The 18912-nt window shown below is 62.0% G+C and carries 13 protein-coding genes; 3 read left to right on the plus strand and 10 right to left on the minus strand.

Going from position 1 to position 18912, the window contains the following annotated elements; genetic code table 11:
* Window positions 1-108: 108 nt before the first annotated feature.
* The 3 genes from NWI01_RS06845 to NWI01_RS06855 all read right to left on the minus strand — a co-directional run bounded on the left by NWI01_RS06845 (window position 109) and on the right by NWI01_RS06855 (window position 10001).
* Window positions 109-3918 carry a hypothetical protein gene (locus NWI01_RS06845; protein ID WP_141383142.1) on the minus strand — a complete coding sequence of 1270 codons (3810 nt, stop codon included), beginning with the start codon at window positions 3916-3918 and terminating at the stop codon, window positions 109-111.
* A 126-nt stretch (window positions 3919-4044) separates the two neighbouring features.
* A complete protein-coding gene (locus NWI01_RS06850; RefSeq protein WP_141383143.1) occupies window positions 4045-7377 on the minus strand; it encodes a UvrD-helicase domain-containing protein in 3333 nt (1110 codons plus the stop codon).
* A complete protein-coding gene (locus NWI01_RS06855) occupies window positions 7374-10001 on the minus strand; it encodes a PD-(D/E)XK nuclease family protein (protein ID WP_244613677.1) in 2628 nt (875 codons plus the stop codon). Before NWI01_RS06855 ends, NWI01_RS06850 begins: the two co-directional genes overlap by 4 nt.
* A gap of 418 nt (window positions 10002-10419) precedes the next feature.
* On the opposite strand from NWI01_RS06855, the gene NWI01_RS06860 reads away from it, so the two are divergent.
* Genes NWI01_RS06860 through NWI01_RS18830 form a run of 3 tightly spaced genes read left to right on the plus strand, consistent with a single transcriptional unit; the run spans window position 10420 to window position 11430 of the window.
* Window positions 10420-10914, plus strand: a complete 495-nt coding sequence (locus NWI01_RS06860) for a hypothetical protein (protein ID WP_141383145.1) — start codon at window positions 10420-10422, stop codon at window positions 10912-10914.
* Entirely contained in the window at window positions 10911-11105 is a 195-nt protein-coding gene (locus tag NWI01_RS06865) for a hypothetical protein (RefSeq protein ID WP_141383146.1), read from the plus strand. The genes NWI01_RS06860 and NWI01_RS06865 overlap by 4 nt, the downstream gene beginning before the upstream one ends.
* Window positions 11023-11430, plus strand: a complete 408-nt coding sequence (locus NWI01_RS18830; RefSeq protein ID WP_181410403.1) for a hypothetical protein — start codon at window positions 11023-11025, stop codon at window positions 11428-11430. Before NWI01_RS06865 ends, NWI01_RS18830 begins: the two co-directional genes overlap by 83 nt.
* Here the strand turns inward: NWI01_RS18830 and NWI01_RS06870 are convergent.
* From NWI01_RS06870 to NWI01_RS06900, 7 genes are all read right to left on the minus strand, one after another.
* Window positions 11325-11600: a transporter associated domain-containing protein gene (locus NWI01_RS06870; protein ID WP_141383147.1), complete on the minus strand. Its 276-nt coding sequence runs from the start codon at window positions 11598-11600 to the stop codon at window positions 11325-11327. The two genes, NWI01_RS18830 and NWI01_RS06870, sit on opposite strands and share 106 nt — an antisense overlap.
* Before the next feature lie 161 nt (window positions 11601-11761).
* The gene (locus tag NWI01_RS06875) at window positions 11762-13906 is read right to left on the minus strand and encodes a type IV secretory system conjugative DNA transfer family protein (RefSeq protein WP_141383148.1); all 2145 of its coding nucleotides are present in this window, start codon (window positions 13904-13906) and stop codon (window positions 11762-11764) included.
* Window positions 13884-14942 (minus strand): P-type DNA transfer ATPase VirB11, encoded by a 1059-nt coding sequence (gene virB11 / locus NWI01_RS06880; RefSeq protein ID WP_141383149.1) that lies wholly within the window; start codon window positions 14940-14942, stop codon window positions 13884-13886. Before virB11 ends, NWI01_RS06875 begins: the two co-directional genes overlap by 23 nt.
* Window positions 14905-16254: a type IV secretion system protein VirB10 gene (gene virB10, locus NWI01_RS06885; protein WP_141383150.1), complete on the minus strand. Its 1350-nt coding sequence runs from the start codon at window positions 16252-16254 to the stop codon at window positions 14905-14907. Before virB10 ends, virB11 begins: the two co-directional genes overlap by 38 nt.
* 6 nt (window positions 16255-16260) lie before the next feature.
* On the minus strand, window positions 16261-17064 hold the full coding sequence (gene virB9 / locus NWI01_RS06890; RefSeq protein WP_141383151.1) for a P-type conjugative transfer protein VirB9: 804 nt from the start codon (window positions 17062-17064) through the stop codon (window positions 16261-16263).
* Entirely contained in the window at window positions 17061-17777 is a 717-nt protein-coding gene (locus NWI01_RS06895) for a virB8 family protein (RefSeq protein ID WP_141383152.1), read from the minus strand. Before NWI01_RS06895 ends, virB9 begins: the two co-directional genes overlap by 4 nt.
* Window positions 17774-18904, minus strand: a complete 1131-nt coding sequence (locus tag NWI01_RS06900) for a type IV secretion system protein (protein WP_141383153.1) — start codon at window positions 18902-18904, stop codon at window positions 17774-17776. Before NWI01_RS06900 ends, NWI01_RS06895 begins: the two co-directional genes overlap by 4 nt.
* Between the last annotated feature and the right edge of the window lie 8 nt (window positions 18905-18912).

Consider the following 18912-nt stretch of genomic DNA (forward strand, 5'->3'; position numbering starts at 1 on the left):
GTTAGCCTCCTGAAGCTGGGGTGAACGTCTCACGGGGTGTGAAGGCCGGCAAGCACAATCGTCGCTTTCGAACATAACGAGCGTTCGAACTCCAACAATAATGGGCGGCTACATTGATATGACGGCGCCTACCTCCGGTTTGTTCGAAGAACAGACCAGAGGATCGCCGTATACCGCCATCGCCAAGTCGGTCGCAGGATTGTCGCCCAGTTCATTACGGACGGCGACGTTGGCGTCGAAGCATGCGTCGATGACGGCGGCGCCTGCGCTCCACGATTCGAGAAAGGCCGGCAGCCACCGTGGAGGAACGTTTGTCTGAAGCGGCCAGGGCGGTGCAACGACGGCTCGGCATCCATTGTCCAACAGACGCTTCGCGAGCCCCACCGTGGTGCTGGCGCCCGGATGTTGGTCCAGCCTGCCACCGGAACAGACGAAAAGAATGACGACTCCAACGCCTCCTAGCGCACCTGAGACGGTTGACGATGCGAGCGCAAGGTCAACGTCGTCCGTGACCACCCTGAAGTAACGCTTGTCTTCCGCGACGCCGCCGTGGGCGGCGACGATGACGACGTCGGCACCTTCGAGGCCGAGCGGAGGCTCCGTTCCGTTTGACAGCACAACCTCATGGCGCTCGAACGTATCGCGGAGTCGTTCCGATAGGATCGCAAGCGTCGGAAGACCCTCCTCGGGTTCGGCGTCCGGTATCCACGCCGCGATACGGCCATCCCCCTTAAACCGAAGGCGGCGCGACGCGACGAGCCATGCGAGCGAAGGCGCGGTGGCAAGGCGCCGATCACGGCCTGCAAGGTCCGGCCCTACGCGAAGAAGATCTGCTGGAAACCCTTGGAGGCCGACACCTGTCACAAGAACTGCTCGCTCCGGCAACTCCGAAACGCCGATGTTATCGGTACTGGTGAAAAACTCGTTGAAACCTAACGTGGCGCTGTAGGCATACGGATACGTCTTTTTCCAATCGGCAAGATGGCTCGAAGAAAACACCGTGGAAGGCTCGACAACGGCGGGCCCGAGTTCGCGGCCGACTGCGACGACCCGGACCAACCCGTCTTCGGCTAGTCCGAGGACAACGACCGCTAAGCCTTCTGCGGAAATCTCCCTCGCCGCCGCGGCCGGCCCGTCGGGATCGTCCAGCAAGCGATCGGATGCCGCCCCTGTCGGCAACTTGGCCGCTTGATCGGACATCGCCTCGACGGCGTAGACGGCCGTCGCGGGTTCAATGACGCCCCCCGCGTTGAGCAGGCGTCGGGCAGCGACGACGAGGGTTCGAACATCGTAGCCGGCGTTCTCTGCAAACCTTGGAGATTCCAGACGCTTTGCTAGTGAGACGACTTGTCCGATCGCAGGATCTTCGGATCCGACCGCATCGAGCAGCGCACGCATGCCGCCTCCCGCGCTGGATAGGGCCCGCGCGAGCACGTCCTTCGCCGTCGCCGGCAGATCAACGTTCTGAAGATTTGCCGTGCGTTGGATGTTCGCCAATAGAATTGTGGCTGGTGCCGGTTCGTCACCGCTGTCCAGAACGCGTTCGAGATTCTTCGACGCGCGATCTGCCAGATCGAGAAGCGCGGCGGGAGCGGCCGTTGTCGCGCCGGTGTATTCGAGATGATCCAATTGTAACTCTACGGTATCGAGACGGTCGGCGTACCGGTTCTCGGCCCCCATCTCGCGCAGAGCCAGCCGCGCAGGCTCCAACAGTGGGCGGGCCAAGGCGAGAATACCGAGGTCGCGGAAGAGACGCAGCAGCAGCAGGCTTTCGTACCAAATTTGATCCCACGTGGCTTCAGAATCGGCAGACAACGTGACGGCCGCCGCTACCAAGGCCTCGATCAGGTTTCCGGCCCGCGCGTAGATGTCAGCGAACGCAAACCAGGCAAGTCGGCGACGGTGCGGCGAGTCGCCCGCCATTCTCAATCCCTGCTCGGCCAGGTCACGCGCGCGCTGCATCCGGCCGGTAAAGGCGAGCCGGCCCGCCGTGAGACGCAACACGACGAGATCTTCGTTTGGCTCGTCTCCCAGCGGAGCAATAGCGGTGGCCATCATTAGACAAGCTTCGATCGCGCGGACGTCGCCGTCGTCGATCGCGCGCGACCCCATGTGCTCGATCATTTCGGCGAAACCGCGAACGATTGCCGCCGGCGGATCGGTCAACGCGTCCTCCGGGAATCGGAAGTGCCCCATTACGGCTCCGCCTTGTGCCATAGCGTCGAAACCGTGTCGCATAACGGCTGCCAGGCGCTCGGGAGGACAAGCTTTTTCGCGGTCGTCGATGCGTCGGCTCGGCCGGATGCCGTCCCTCACCCCGGCGATATCGAGCAAGATTTTGGCTACGGTCGGCAGACCAATGCTCCCCAAGACTTCGGGCGACACCACGCGGATCAGGTTCACGCGCATGTCTGCGTCGGACGGATGGAGAGCCAGGTATTCTATTGCGGTAGCCAGAACGTCCCGCACGACTTTTTCGTCGATCGTCTGGTCGAGCATGAGTCGACCGCGCTCCACCATCGACAACGCCGTCCGGACGAGAATCCGTTTCGGGGCTGAGCTTGATCCACTCTCCCCTAGCAATAGGCCTATGCCGATGGCTCGGTGACCACGCGCCTCCAGGTCCTGCGCGAAGAAATTGATCAGATTGGATCTTCTGGCCGGGAACCGTGGAGCGAAGCTCTCGATCGTGGCTGAGACGTCGCCGGGCGTTTCATATGAAAGCGCGCCCGCGAGCAGTTCGTAGAAGTCGGCCGTATCGCTCTCATTCGGCCCGACCTCCCGGAAGATTTTGGCAGCTTCGCGAAACTGCCGCGTGCGAACCAAAAGCTTCGCGCGATGGATGAGAAGTGCCTCGGAGGCGGGAAAGGAGGCGGAAAGCGCAGCTTCCGCGGCGGCGGCGGCGACCCGGTCTCCGAGTCGGTCGGCAAGTTCGAGACCGGCGCCTAAGAATTCCAAGCTTCTAAGCTCGGGAATCGCCTTCTGGAGCAGGATCGAGGCCACCTCGTCGGCATCCACGTCTTCCGCAAGAATCGCGACCTGCAGTGCGACATCCGGATCAATTCCGTCTAAATGTTGCCGGCCCGCCTCCAAGGTCGTTCTGGCCGCTTCGAATGCGCCGGCAAACTTGAACATCTGCGCCTTTAGAATGGTCTTGCGTTGATCCGAGGCATCCAGGCTGTCTATCTCGCGAAGCACCGGATCCAGCCTGCCTTGCTCAGCCGAGCGCCGCCAATCTTCATGTTGTAGGGCGAGGTCGAGACTGGACGACCCTTGGCGCTCGGCGTTAGTGACGGCGCCCTTAATCGTTAATATCAGGTCGCGGTTCTCGGGTCGCGTGACCATGTCCTTTCCCGCGTCGAGAACAACGTAGGACTTCGATGCTTCACATCCCTCTTCGACCAAGGCGACGACTGCGTGCAGATGTGGCGCCCACAAATCTTCTGGCAGCGATGGTCGGTACGAAGGCACTTCGACATTTTCGGCGCGGTAGAGCGCAACGTCCGCGATAACGAAACCGGTTTTTGGCAGCGCGGCGGCGACGAGATCGCCGAGGGCAACGCCCTCTAATTTCACAGCGGAAACGACGCGCACGTTACGGAAAGCTTGGTCAATCTGCCTCGGGGTGAGCGGATCCTTCAGGCGCCGCGACAAGGACTCGGAAAAGCTTCCGCGAATAGCGACGGTTTCTAGGTCCACATCGGAGTTCGGCGGCAGAACGACGACGATGTGGGTGAAAGCTGGTCCGTCGCCGTCGGAGAGGCCACGAAAGATTGAGACAAAATCTCCCAGGCGCCCCGGCCGACCAGCTTCACCTAGAAAGAACAGGTCGGCAGCCCCGTTGCATGCACCGTTGCGCTTGAAAAAATCGAGAAGCCGGAATTCCTCGACGTCTGTCTTTTCCGAGGCATCAGTCACAACAATCTCCTTGAACACCCGACCGTACGTTGGCAGATCCAGATTTCGAAGCAGTGCGCCGGTGATCACTTCGGATATTTATTGATCCAGATCCGGCCAACGTGCCCATCAAGCTTGCACAAGGAGTTAGGCCGCCACTTCAATCACTTTCCCCGAAGTCATGAGCACGACGAGCGCCCTCTTGGCCTTCGTTTGCTTGCGGTAGTCGCCGATCTGCTGGCGGTAGTGGTCGAGGGCGGCGATATCGGGCGCGACGTCGCTCTTCCAGTCAATCACCACGTCAATGGCACCGTGCTCGTCGAGAGCAACGGCGTCGGCCAACCCCGAGATCAGCGTCTCCCCGTCCCCGGTGATGGAGCTTGCGAACACCGGCAACTCTGCGACCAGTCGATGCCGCAGGTCCTTGATCTCCGGCAGCGCGAGCGTCCTCATGACCGTGGCGGATAGTTCGGCGGGCGAGACGCCGCCATGGGGATCTTGCGCTGCCTCGAGCCCAAGTTGCTTCAGCAATTCTCCGGCCCGAACTTCCACCTGCTCGGGAGTGTCTTCGGTCTCTCCGGTCAGTATCTCCTCGATCAGCTTATGCAGGATGACGCCCCGGGTTGAGCTCCCGACGATAACTGACGGCGGAAGTTCGACCGCTTCGCTCGTCACCGCAGGTTCAAGATCGTCGGATTCCCGAAGATCAAGCTCCGCTCGACTTGGACGGCGCCACGTCACAGTCTTCCTGTCGGCTATGATCTTTGCTGCCTCGGCGGCAAATATTTCACGGGTCTGCAGATTTTGCCCGGACCTCGCCGGCGCTGGTCCAGGCGCTCCGATTGAGCTCGCGTCCAATGCCGGCAATTGCTCCAAGCCCAGGTCAACGATATGGATCCAGCTTTCATCAGATAGCTTCGCAGAATGTCGCGGCAAGATCAGGAGATCCCGCGCACGCGTCGTTGCGACGTACCAGAGCCGCACCCTCTCCCTCGTCGACTCGACGGCGTTCTTCGACTTTATGCCGTCGTAGTCTGGAGGATCGTTGCCCAGCACAGGGACGGAAAACAGACTGCTCGACCTGTCGTGCGCCAGGCCGCTCTCCGCTTGCGGCCTGCCCGTCATGTTCAGCGGGATCACGACGGACCATTCAAGCCCCTTGGCGGAATGCACCGTAATCAGCGAGACGGACTGCTCTTCGGCATCTGGCCGACCTTCGACCTGGCGAACGGAATCCTCCCAGTTCGCCCTCATGTCCTTAGCGAAAGCTCGCAGCCCGCGAATATCATACGCCCGAGCTGACTCGAGAAACAGGTCGACGTTGGCAACCGCCCGCTCCGTACCTTCCTGAAATCGCTGACGCAGTTGAGTGCGAACGTGCAGAGCGGCAACTGCGTCGGAGAGCAGCGAATAAGGCGTCGTCTTGCGCCCTTGGCGACGGAGAAACGCAAGGATGCGAATAGTGTTACTCGCGGTCGCGTTGCCGATTTGATCCGGCTCCGTCCGGAGCGACAGCATCGGCAGCCGATCGGGCTGGTCCGGATCGATCGGCAACTGTTCGACGATGTCCAAAAGTTCGCTCTCGGTCATTCCGACGATCGGCCCCCTCAAAAACGCCCCGAGAGCCAGGCTGTCTCTCGGATCCGCCAAGGCGCAGGTGAGTGCGACGAGATCCTGGATTTCCTGGCGCCGGAAAAAGCCCTTGCCAGCCTGGGTCGATACCGGGATGCCGAGATCCTCGAGTGCTTCCTCGAACCTCCATAATTCCGTGCTCGCAGGTGCTAGGAGAGCGATGTCGCCAAAGCGGCACTTCCTAAGCTCGTTGGTTTGCCGATCACGCACCATCAGATTTCCCGCCAACCGGCCACAGAGGTCCGCGACCGCCACCGCTTCGGCGTCTCTGATCGTACCGGCGCTCGGCTTCTCGTCATCGACCATTACGTCGAGCGCCACGACCCCGGGATCAGCGCCGGCAGGATGAACCGGAGACAGTTCGGAAAAGCCGGGTTGCCCGGCACTCTCGGACAGCGGCTGTTCGAACTGCTTGTTCACGAACTTAAGGATCGGTTCGACCGAACGGAAATTCGCGGTGATCTTCAGGAGCGAATCCGGCGCGATCGCCGCCCTGGCGGCGATGTACGCGTTTACGTCCGCGCCGCGAAAGCGGTAGATGGCCTGCTTCGGATCACCGACGAGAAACAGCGCGCCGGGACGCAGCGAACGCGACAACGGCTCGCCCGCGCCGTCGTCGCCGCACAGCAACCATAGTATTTCGGTCTGAAGCGGATCGGTGTCTTGAAACTCATCGACCAGGACATGGCGGAAGCGCTTGGAAAGCGCTTCGCGCACTTCGGCGTTCTTGGCGAGCAGATCTCGAGCCTTGTAGAGAAGATCCTCGAAATCCAACAACGCGGCAGCCCTCTTGTAGCCGCGCCAGTCCTCGCGCAATCGTGCCATCTCGTTGCAGAGCCGCAACAGGAGCTCTCGCGAGACGGCCCCTAAAAGGATCGAAATTGCCGTATGACACGCATCGTACCGAAGCACCATGGCTTCTGATGCCAGCTTGCCCGCTGCCTTGGTCCGGCCCGCCTTCGCGGCGGCATCCTGCCACTTCCCGGAGACGCGAAGCTGTCGTCGCTTCCCCTCCTGAGTGAAGCAGGTCTCATGCCGGTGAAAGTTCAACGCCGCTACAAGCGCAGCGTTGCTCGGGTTCGGCACCGAAAGCCCATGTCCTTGAAGTATCGCGACGATCTCTCCGAGCACTTTGCAGCACTCCGAAGTCTGCTGTTCGAGGAAGTCGTAGCCGGCCAGATCCTTTTGGAATTGGCCCACGGCCGCAGTCAGGTCGGCCAATCCCTGGTGCGACCAGCCGATCTGTGCGCAGGTGGCGTCGCGGTTATCCCGGAGAAATTCAGCGACCTCCGCAACGAACTTGAGTCCGCCGTTTACGTCGGAAAGCACGATCTGAGCGACCAGACCGTCGTTGTGTTCACCGGAAAGCTGTGACCTGAGCCAGGCGTCGTAACGCTCCTGAAATGCGAGCTCGGCCTCCGCGGGATCCACGATGTCGGCACCGGGATCGATATTCGCCTCTGCGGGGTACGGTTTGATGAGCGCCTGCGCGAAACCGTGGATCGTCCCGCACATCAATTGATCGAACGCGCCTAGCGCCTTCGAGAGATTCTCCCGTTGGGCTGCATCCACACCATCAGGAAATGCTTGACGCAGATCCTTCGGCACCTCGCCGAGGGAGAGTTGGGTGGTGAACCGCTCGATCCGTTGCCGGAGCTCGCTCGCCGCGAACTCCGTGAACGTGATGGCCGCGATATGCTTCGGCTCCGCACCCTTCGACAACAGCACCGCGACGCGTCCCGCCATCACGGAAGTCTTGCCGGAGCCTGCTCCTGCCTCGACCAGCAGCGTACGGTCCACGGCGGTCAGTGCAGTCTTTCTCGCTTCTGCATCGGGAAGCATGGTCATGGCTCGCTCCAGACGTTGGCGGCTTGTCCGAGGCGCACCTGCGCGAGCGGCATCTTCCGAGGCAGATAGCCGGCGCTGGCGGGGAGCGCCAGCGCAAGGTCGTTGTACGTATCCTTCGCGTCTGTGCCGATCGCCGCGAAACCCGACATCAAAATGTCATGCGAAAGCGCCGCTGCCGCGGCCACCTTCGTCAGGGCCGCATCGACATCATCCAGGGGATAGAGCCCCTCGCCTTCCGGAGCTTTCGGAAACAGAAGAGCGGAATCGATGGCTACGCCGCTTCCGATGAGCACCTTGACCGCAAAGGCGTAGAGGCACCTTTGCAATTCAATGCCGCCTTTTATCGTCGTCTCCGACATCTTCTTGTTCAACTTGCCGGTCTTGTAGTCGATCACGCGCGCGTTCGACCGGTCCTCGGAGAGATCGAGGCGATCAATCAAGCCTTCGATCCTGAGTTTGGTGCCAGGAATCTCAACTGGCGCCTCGCGCTTCCACGGGAGACCCCGCCCATCGTCGTCATCGACATTGGACTTGCCGAACGGGATCTCCGTCCATGTTCGCTGTCCCGGCAACTGGGGAAACGAATAGGAAAGCGCCGCCAGCGAGACCGAGCGCGCTCCGTCGATGGCATCCCGCCAGATCACATCGGGCGGAATCGGCAGCTGGCTCTCCCAGTCCGAAGCGGCGGCAGCCAGGGCAGAATCGACGGCGGCGCTCAACTTCGCCCGGCCCGCGCCCGCCAATCCTCCTGCGACTTCCAACTGGTCGACCGCGCCGCGGAGCGAAGCGTGCACCAGATTTCCGAAGTGCAGTGGGCTGAAAGACAGAGGTTCGTCGTCCTCTTCCGGAGCCTTCCAGCCAAGCGCGTAGCGCCAGACGAAACGCAACGGATCGCGAAGAAGCAGCTTCAAGGAAGTGGCCGACATCGGCCGTTCGAACAGCTTGCGCAACCGTTCGTGTCCCGGTGCGATCAGTCCGTCATGAGGGGTTATGTCGTCGCGATACCAATCCCGCCAACAGCCGAGGGCGGACACCGCGATAGGCATGCCCGCGAATTCCTGCGGCCGCGCGAGCAGGCGGTCCGCCTCGCTGAAAGCATGCTCGGGAGTGCGTGCACGATCGAAATGAAGTTCTTTTATCGCCGAAATCAACGGTGACCGCCCCAGCAACCGGCCGCCGACGTCGCGTCTGCTGAACGACGTCACCACATTCGTGGCACTGGCGACGATGGTAGCAAAATCGCGCCTGTCGCCATCGGCCACTGGAAGCGGATCCAGTTCGTCGATCGGCAGAACGTGATCAGGGATCAGACGATCCTCCAATATACGGCGTGGCCAACTGCCCGCGTTCAGGCCCAGAAGCCAGACGTTCGCTCGGGGCGACGACGCGAGCGCGATGGCCGAGGTCCATAGGACGTTCGATGCAGGTTCGACACCGTCGTCCACCCGCAATCTACCTAATATCACCGGAAGCGCCTCTGCGGGCCCATCGATCAGTGCCCTTCTCCATAACGACCGCTGGGTGCCAGCGAGCAAAGTCTCTCCGACTTCGTCGGCTCGGTCCGCCCCTCCATCAAGCAGGCGAAGCACCTCCATCACTTCGGCGGAACGGTTCTGCCCATCGGGCCAGTCCGACGGATTGACGCGCTTGAACGCGGCCTCCCATCGCTCCAGGGTCGTAAGCGGCGCATCGGAAGGAACGAGACGGGTCCATTCCCGAAAAAGCTTGTGGAGCGCCGGCGTTCCTCTCGCGAGCGAAAGATATCGCTTCAAGCGTTCCTGGGAGATGCTTTTCAGCAGTATCTCCGCGAGGGCGGCGACCGCTTGTCCGTCGGCCACCGTCACGGCCTTAACGCCATGCACGAAATGGATCGGAAGTGCGCTGTCGGACGCCTGCGCGAGGACGTGATCGTCGTAGTCGCCCGGACTTGAAGCAACGATCGCGATTTCCGAAGCAGGCGTTCCGCTGGCCAGCAACGAGCGCATCCACCGGAACGCCTCGATGACTTCGTGTTGCTGGTTCGCGCAAGAACGAACGCTAACGGAGGTCCCCGTGCCTTTGATCGTTTCCACAACGACTTTCGTCCCGGCCAGCCATGGCGGTGCGTGTCGCGCTTCAGCCACCCACTTCACTGGAACAACTTCGGTCAGCAGTCCAAGGAAAGGACGCCAACACGGCGACATTTCGCTGTGGCCGTGAATCTCCACAGGACCGATCACGGATTTCGCAAGCTCAAGGCGCTGCGACGCCAGTTCGACAAGCTCCGAAGGCCTCTTCATCGAGGCGGGCAAGCGGGCCACGATTTCATCTTCCAGACGGGCCAACGCGGCAAGCCTAGGATGACCGAACTCAGACAGCCGGACGTTCGCCCGCCAGACTTTGTCGAGTGTCGCAGCGACCGCGCCCGGCATGCCGGGAAGGTCCTTGATCGGCTCAAGCTCTCCCATATCGACCGCAGATAGCGCGGCCCGTGCAGTCTCGAGAAGAACATCCGGATCGACCGGACGCAGCAAGCCGCCCGCCATGCGCGCAACCAGCTGTCCCATGGTGAGGACTTGGACACCGATCTCGCTCCGTCGCGCGAAATCGACGCGCAACATGTGGCCCGCCAACTTCGTATGCACGACTGCACTTCGCCGCAAAATTGGCATAAATCCCCCTGAACGTTCTAGTTCCAGTTGTAGACTGTTCCTTGCGCGTGGTCGAACCGGCTGCGACCACGGACGTCGTGGCGCCAACCTCTACACACTAAAATTCCGATTTTTTGCGAAACGCTTCGTTTTTATGGATTCAATGCCGCATTTTACTGCGTCGAACACCCGGAGCGCCCATGCGAACGGTCGCGACACGGATCTGATAAACGCAGCCCAAAATAACCACTCCCGATTGGCGATCGGGACGCTAAAGACGCCCGGAATGAGCAGCCACAGCATTCGACCGGCACCTTGAGAGGCGAAATAAAGCGCCTTTCCGACCCTGAGAGCGCTGCAGCTGGGCCGGACGATCCGCAGATACGCGCTGAAGACCCATATCGATTCCGCATTGTTCGATATCGAAATGCGCGGCGATAGCTATCGCCCCGGCTACCCCGCCGTAGGCGACGGGTGGCGCGACATTGTGGAGACCGCGATCGCGCGCGTCGCTGCTGCTTCAACGGGGCATGACGTCAGGATCGAACAGATCAAGCAGAAGTTCGGCTCGCTGCGCATCTATTGGACCTGCGCCGATGGCGTGCCGCAGGACGTCTCCTTGAATCTCGAGGAAGCAGTCGCGCGCGCCGAAGCGCGCTCGGAATGCACGTGCGAGACCTGTAGATCGCCCGGACGTCTGTACACGACCGGAAGCTGGGACGCGACATCGTGTCCGGAACACGCCCGCGGCGAGCCCGTCCCCGTCCGGCCGGGGTTTGAAAACCTGCACATCGTGAGGGTCGTCGTCGACGGAGAAGTCCGGGTCGTCGCCTGCAGGCGGTACGACAGGGACACGGATACTTTCGTGGACGTCGACCCCGCCATCTTAGGCGGGGTTGAAGAATGACCAGGCTCTGGATCATCTCCGATATCCATTTGGAGTCGAGCGACTGGGATCTGCCCCTGCCCTCGATGCGCCCTGCCTTCGACGTCCTGATCTGCGTTGGCGATCTTCATGTCCGGTTCGAGCGCACCGTGGTGTGGCTCGTTTCGCGCGTCGACGATCGGCCCCGTCGTGGTCGTCGGGGGAAACCATGAGTATTGGTCGACCGACATCGACGTCACGCTCGACAAGGCGCGTAAGGTCGCGGCCGGCACGAACGTCTCCGTACTCGAGCGGGATATCGCCCGCATCGGCTCCCTGACGATCCTTGGAACGACCGGCTGGACCGACTTCAAGCTCTTCGACGATCCGCAGACCGCTATGCTGGCGGCGTTCGACGGCATGAACGACTACAAGAGGATCCGGAAGAATTTCTATGCCGATCGCTTGCGGCCCGTCGACACGTTGCGTCGGCACGAAGCCACGCGCGCATTCATCGCCGCCGAGCTCGCGAAGAGGGCGGCTGCGACGAACCCGTAGCTGCGCTCGCGCCGATTCACGGTATTCGGGATGGTGCCGAATTGCTGCAGCGGGAAACCGGCAAACGTTTGGTACTGCCGGGAAGCTGGCAGAGCAATCTTAAGCAACTCGGCAAATTCGATCGCCGGCATCCAGCCGGAAACGAGATACGATCCGTCGCCGCGCCGCACGGCGGCATGACCCCAATCTGGTCATGGTACGAGGGCAGCGCACAACCGATTTAGCGGTCCTTCTGCCCGCGCATGCCACTCACCATTCGGAATGACTCGTTCGACTTGCAAGACCGATAAATCATCCACGGACCCCGCCGACAATTGCCTGACCCAAAGTACTATTTCCTGTCATCGCCAAAAGAATGATGCAAGCACGCAAGCGTCTCGACCGCCAGTCGCACTTTTGTCTTGGGCGCTGCACCGAGCACGTTCATCATCGCCCCGAAATCGTCATCCTGGCCGCTCGCAACGGAGGCCATAATGTCGCGTATGTCACAGCTCTCTCCGGCAGGCGTAGGTGGCGCCGCGCCGAGTGACAACGATTTCTGCGCCGCTTTTGGAGCGGCTGGTCGTGCGATCAGCGTAAAGGGCGAATCCCGTGGCGGGACCGGTGGGACCGACTTGACCTGCTCGGCCTTCTTTCTACTCGATCGCCGCTGCGCTTGCTTTTGGCCTGGCGGAGCTTTCGGGATGGCGACGGCGTCCGCCGGTTCGACCGCTTCCTTCAACGGACCAGGCGCTGGATTGATAGCGCCGCTCAGCACCTCATCTTGCCAAGTGCGCAGCTTGGGCAGCGCCGGCGGAGAGCTCTTCGCGCGTTCGTAATAGGCGCGATAGGGCTTATCCAAATAGTGCCGGATTTTGGTGAGTTCGAACGAACGTGAGTTCTTGACCATCAGGATCGATAGCCGCGCCGACATCTCCCTCAACTCGAGCGGACTACGCAGCGGCCGCGGCGTATAGTGAGGCGCCCAGACGCGCGGGGCAAAGATCCCCTGCCCCGGCCGCATCACCGGTGTCTTGTAGACTTGCGTCGTCTCGCCGAGCATCTCTGACACAAACTCCGATGTCTCAAGGTCGTTGATCTGGATGAACAGCTTGATCTGCGAGCCTGACACCGTCGTGATGCGGGTGTTCTTGCCGTAGAGCTCGTCGAGCTGCGCGATGTCCTGCATGACGATAGCCATTCGGAAACCATAGCCCGCGCTAATCGTGATCTTTGAGATCAATGAGTTCATGCGACCGACGTGATAGAATTCATCGAGCATCAACAGCACCTGATGCGGCTCGTCATCGCCTGGAATCTTCACCATCATCAGATCGTGGATCTGTTGGAAGAGGATGCGGATCAGTGGACGGAAAATCGAGAGCTCGGCGATGGTGCAGCCGATGAAGATCGTCGTCGGCTGGCGGCGCAGCTCGCGAATGTCGAAGTCGGAGGTTTCGGTGGCCGCAGAAATGAGCCCGTTATTCCAAAGCGACATCGCCATGTTGACGTTGAACACCGCGCTGTTGCGCGTCTCCGGCTCCAGCGCGATGTACTGATTGAAGCTGTCGATCACCCAGGTCGGCAAATGTTGGCGTTCGGTTTTCACGATCGCCCGCAGGACTGAAGAGATGTCTTTGCCCGTCGTGGTCATTCGCGCGACGGTACGCATGTGCTGCGCGCCAGCGATCAGAGGTGACGACAGGACGTAGCCGATCAGCGCGGACAGCAGCAACCGGCCCGCGCCAGCCCAAGTGTCATCGGCTTTCTCGGGGATCACGAAGGAGGCGACGACCAGGCAGTCGGTAGCCATGCGCTCGTCGCGGCGTACGAAATCGAGCGGATTGTAGCGATGGGTGTCGTTGGAACCCGGCGAGAACATGAAGACCTTGTTCCCCATCGTCGCGCGATGGTTGGCCAGCGCCTCGAAGTTCTCGCGCTTGGGGTCGAAGAACACGGCCGAGCCCTGCCAGAGATAGCCGTTCGGTAGAACGAAGCCGGTGCCCTTCCCTGAGCGCGACGGTCCGACGACCAGGATGTGAGCGGGTTCGTCGGAGCGGATCGTTGCCCCGCCCAGCGTTCCAAGCACGATGCCCTGCTTGGTCGTAAGGCCCTGTTTGGCAGCCTCCATCAGCGTGCCGAACCGCGCGGCGCCGTAAGGCATTTGCCGGCGGTTGATAAACGCGAACACCAGCCCGGCCAGCCCAAGCGCGATGACGGCAATTACGGCATAGCCTGCGCGAATGAGCGCCTCGATGCGCGTCGGCGGATACGACAGCCGCTCGTAGAAGTGCCGCCATGCAATGAGGAAGAAGTCGGCCGAGCGGTCGGCGTTTTGCATCCGGAAGAGAGCCCAGCGGCTCGCGCCTTCGCTGGGAAATAGCGTCGGCGCCCAACGGAGCGCCACAACGATCTCGTAGGCCATGCTCCACAACAGCCAGAAGGCGAGAGCGAGAAGGACCGCGATACCGATCCTATAGGCGATGACGCGCGCCATGGCGGCCTTTTCCTTTTACCCGTTCCTGCCGCCATTCTTCCACGCGGGAAAAATAGACGGCCGACGTTCCGCGCCAGCCGCCAACCTTGGTCTGCTGGATCACGATCGGCAGCACCGATTTGATGTATCCGACGATCTCGTCGCGCCGCAGCCCAAGACCCGCCTGCATCACCATGAGGGCGAGCTGCTCGAATGCGCCCGTCGGACTGTCAGCATGCACGGTGGTGATGCTGCCCGGATGACCGGTGTTGATCGCGCGCAGGAATGAGTAGGCCTCGGCGCCGCGGATCTCGCCGAGGAAGATGCGGTCGGGTCGCAAGCGCATCGAGGCTTGCAAGAGCGTTTCAACGGTGACCCGGGCCTCCCCTTGATCGCCCTTGGAAGCGACGAGCGGCAGGTAGTTTTTCTGGATTGGATTAACCTCCCGCGTATCTTCGATGGTGATGATGCGCTCCTCGACAGGTACCTCCTTGAGGATCGCGTTCAGGAACGTGGTCTTGCCCGAGCTCGTCCCGCCGGACAGAAGGATCGAATAGCGATTGACGACTGCAAGCCGGATGAACTCCTCAATGCGACCGGCCTCGAGATGTTCGCACAGACGCCGGTCGGTCTCTGAAAGCGCCCCCTCGGCCGCTGTCGTCACCCTGTCAAACGATCCGAGCTTGCGATAGTCGTCGAGCCGCATTTCCTTGATGACCTGCTTGCGGATCGCGAAGGCGCCTCCCGCTGTGGTGGCGGGCGGCATCACGCCCTGAAAGCGTTCGCCCGTCGGCAGTGCGGCGGAGAGCAGCGGATGCTCCTCATTGACGCTCTGACCCGAATGACCGGCGACGCGTTCCGCCAGATGGCGGATTGCATGCTCGGTGAGACTCGACACCTCGTGACGCTCCATCGCCGGTTGGCCGAAGCGCTCCACCCAGACCTCGCCCGGCCCATTGGCGCAGATCTCGACGACTTGATCGTCCTCGAGCCAGGGCCGAACGGGATCGAGGGCGCGGTCAATGAAGACCGTCAGACTTCGCGCTAACGCGTTCACGCTTCAGCTCCCTCAAGGCTTGCTTGACCGGGTCGGGATAGAGCGCGGAGAAATCGAGATCGCGTCGTACGAACACGATGATCCGCGTGCCCTGGTCGAGATAGATGGTGGGCGGGATGTTGATCGAATTTCTGAGTGCCTTCTGAGCAATGTTGGTCAATGTTTGCGAGACGTTCTGCGCCGCAATCTGGCGGGCCTGCAGGCTCAACTGGTTCTGGTTCACGCCCGTCTGTGTTTGCGTGACGATCCCCGTCACCGGGTCCGTGGTGGTGATGACGCTACCAACGCCATAGCCATTGGTGTTCTGGCCATAGGCGCTGAGGAACTGCGAAGCGCCGCCTACGATCGACAGCATGATGGCGGAGCCGAACCGCTCCAGATAATGATTGTCGACAAAGCCGGCATTGCCCGCGCGGCCCAAATCATCCGTACCGTTCGATCCGAGCTGCACCGAGACGCCGTCCGATCGCAGCATCCGCGTCCACACGACGAAAACGCGGGTCTGCCCCTGTGCGATGCCTGATTTGTATTCCCCGACAAGGCGGCTTCCCGCTGGGATCAGCACGCGGCGTCCATCGAACGACCACACGTTCTCGGTGACGACCGCGCGCACCATTCCCGGGAGATCGCTCTGAAGTGCCGTTTCCAACACGCCACGGATCATCGTCCCCTGCGCCACCAGCGCGTCGATCCGATTGTTCTTGGTGGCCCGGGAAACCTCGACGCCGGCCGCGGAGACGGAGGACAGGAAGCGGCGATTGGGGTCATCCTCCGGTCCGGCTCCGGCCCGGGCACCATCCTCCGCGTTGGATCGGCTCGCCGCGGCCGCGGCGTTGTCGGCAATGACCTGGGGTGCCCGCAGGCGCTCCCATTTGCGTCGTTCTTCTTCCTGTCGCACGCGCTCAAGCTCTGCCAGCCGGCGGGCTTCGTCGTCATTCGGCAGCGCCCCCGCCAGCGGCGGCTCCGGCGGAGGGGGCGCCGGCAGCGCAAGGGGCGGCGCAACCGGAGGAGGTGGCGGCGCGGGCTCGGCCGGCGCTTGCGGGATCACGATCGTGCCCTGGTTGGTCTGAATCCGAGGCGTCGACAGCGACGGCGCAGGAAACTGCGTTGTCCTGAACTCCTCCTTCTCCGGCGTCGTCAGCGTGGGCGAGCGCCGCGCGACCGTTCCGTAGATCATCCAGGCCGCGACGATGAGCGCGCCGATCGGCACCCCGAATTTCAAAAAGCTGCCGAGTGCCGTGCGCCCGCGCGCGACAGAAGTCGCGGCCGCGGCCTCGAGTTCGAACGAACGATAGTCGTCGGCACTTGGCATGTCGGGTCAACCTCCCAAAGTCGCTGACGCTCCCACACGCTGCGGCGCGTAGGGCTCGAGCCCGTTCGGCTCATGCACGTTGGTCAGACGGCGGTTGAAGACGCAGGTCGACTCCTGACCGTTGCGAAGCGTCCATTGCGGCGACACCTTGTCGACGATGACGTAAGGCCCCTCGGTGCGAAAATTGACGAGGCTTTCATTGCGGTCGGCATCGACGATGTAGATCGCCGGCGTCTCGCCTTCGAAGCGAAACCATGTCTTCGTTCCGTCGTCGAACACGGCGACCGGTCTGTTCGCCGACGAGCCTTTGTAGCCGTAGTCGCTGTTGGCGTTGGCGATGTTCAGATCCTTGAGGTTCGGATTGGCGGCACGCTCCTTGGCTTCGGCCAACAGCCTGGCGCTCGCCTCATCGTTCGGAAACCGGAACCGCACCGCGTAGATCTGCCCGCCAGGCGGCCGCGTGTTCGACCGCAGCAGGAACGAATAGATGCGCTTGTCGGTGACGACGTTGAGATTGGACTGGGCGTTCTTTTCGATCGGCTTGACGAAGATGATGTCGCCCTTGCGGTTCGGCTCGACCTTCCAGGCAATCGAGTCGCCGAGCGCCAACGTTTCGATCTTCTCGTCGGGCTGCAGCTCGATCATCGTCGAGGTACCGTAGGTCGCGTCGATCGCGGTGACGTTGTCCCGGTTGTAGATGACGTCGCGGACTCGGGAATCGATACGGCCTGGCCGCGGCAAGGCTTCCGCGCAGGCGGTCCCCGCCGAAACGCACAGAATGAGGCTTAAGGCGACGCAACGCGTGATCATTGCTGTGCGCCTACGGTTCCCGGAGACGGCGCAGTCTCCTGGTCGCGTCGATATTCGAGGACCTGGAAGCCGAGGGGATTATCGAAGCGCCACTCGTTGCGCATCGGCACCGAAGTATAACGAAAGCGAACCAGCGACACCCAGTTGTGGGTGACGATATTGGTGGACGACTTTTCCTCCGTGGAAAATCGGGCGAGTGCGGTCCGGTTGTTGGGGAACGTGACCGATTTGATGTTGACGGCGATCACCGTGTTGGTGCCATGCAGCTTCACCGGGTTGGTGGGATTGGCCGGCGAATAGATTTCCGTCAACTCACGCGCAGCATCACCTGCGGCCAGCAACTGGGCCAAGTCGAAATTGTCCTTCAGGGCCTTCGGATCATAGGTCTCGCGCGCCTTGATGTAGCGGACGACATTGAATGTCGTGACAGCCTCGTCCTGGGTCAGCGGACCCTCGGCCATCGGCCGCTTCACCTCGACGAAGCCGGTGGTCTTGTCGACGACGACCATGTACGGCTCGTAGGTCTTGAGCGGGACAAGCAAAGCCAGGGTGCCGAGCGCGCCGACGGCCACGACCGTCATCACCGCGGCAACAATCCAGGCGAGCGCCCGCGAGTTGCGGTTTCGGCGCGCGATATCCCGTTCCCACGTCGCGCCCTCCGCGTAGTAGCGCGGATCGACCCGCACGGGCTCCGCGGCGGTCGTCTCGGTCATGGCCGCCCTCCCCCACTCGACGTCGGCGGAGCGCCGGGATTGCGGAGCTGATCAGCGAGACGACGAAATTCCGCCGACTGCGCCCAGGACGCGGCGCGCAGACCGACGCGGGCGCGTTGACGGGACGCGAGCTCCTCTCGCCGCGACATCGAGGCCGGATTGAGCGGGTTACGAAACGCAAGGCGCGCCCGGTTCGCGGTCACCCCGAACCGATAGCCGGTTGCGGTGGCGAGCACCGCACCGATGCGGGGCGCGAAGATCGGCACGCCGCCGGCGATCGCCGCCGCCATATTGTTGATCTGGCTGAGCAGCAGGATGCCGATGATCGCGAGCAGCACGACCGGCCCGATGGTGGCCCAAGTCGCGGATTTTGAGCTCGCGACGCCGTTGAGGGTGTCGATGGTCTGTTGGATCAGAGAGACATAGAAGGCGAGGAACGCATAGACGAGCACCTGCACCAGAAAATACTGGACCAGCGCGCTCATCCAGCCGCTGAAGAACCGTGTCGTCACCCCAAACAGCAGCAGGATGATGAACAGCGGCGCCAGCGCCAGCAGCAGCCACATGAACATCTTCGACAGCACGATGAGGAAGATCGCGAAGCCGATCAGGATCGCCATCACGACGTAGAACACGGCCGCGAAGATATAGGGTCCCCAATTGGTGATGCCGGCGTTCTGCAGGAACGCCTCTGTGGCGCTGTTTGTGGTATCCCACATGTTCTGCAGGGCGGACTGGACTCCATTGACCGAGTTGAGATTCGCGGACGTGCCGGTGTTGTTGGCGGATGTGACTGCACTGAGCAGCGCGTTTCCGATGGCCGACGGACCGTCGTTCAGGAGATTGTACGCCAGCGTCTGGAAGTCTCCCCACTTCGTAGCCATGGCGTAGATGAGCATCGCGCGGAACATTCGGAACGCATGGTCGGCGGGGCCGCCGGTCGCGGTGCCCTGCCAGATGCCCACACCCCAAAAAATCACGTAGAGCGTCAGCAGCAAGCCGGCGACGCTGGTGGCGCCGCCCGAGGTCGCCGCATTCGCCAAGGCCTGATAGGCGGTCGACACATAGTTCTGACCGAGTTGGTCGACCGATTGCAGCAGCGTCGTGATATTGAAGGTGCTTCCCATCGCCCCTC

Origin of the sequence: Nitrobacter winogradskyi (assembly GCF_006539545.1) — a bacterium.
In the GTDB taxonomy this organism is placed as follows: domain Bacteria; phylum Pseudomonadota; class Alphaproteobacteria; order Rhizobiales; family Xanthobacteraceae; genus Nitrobacter; species Nitrobacter winogradskyi_A.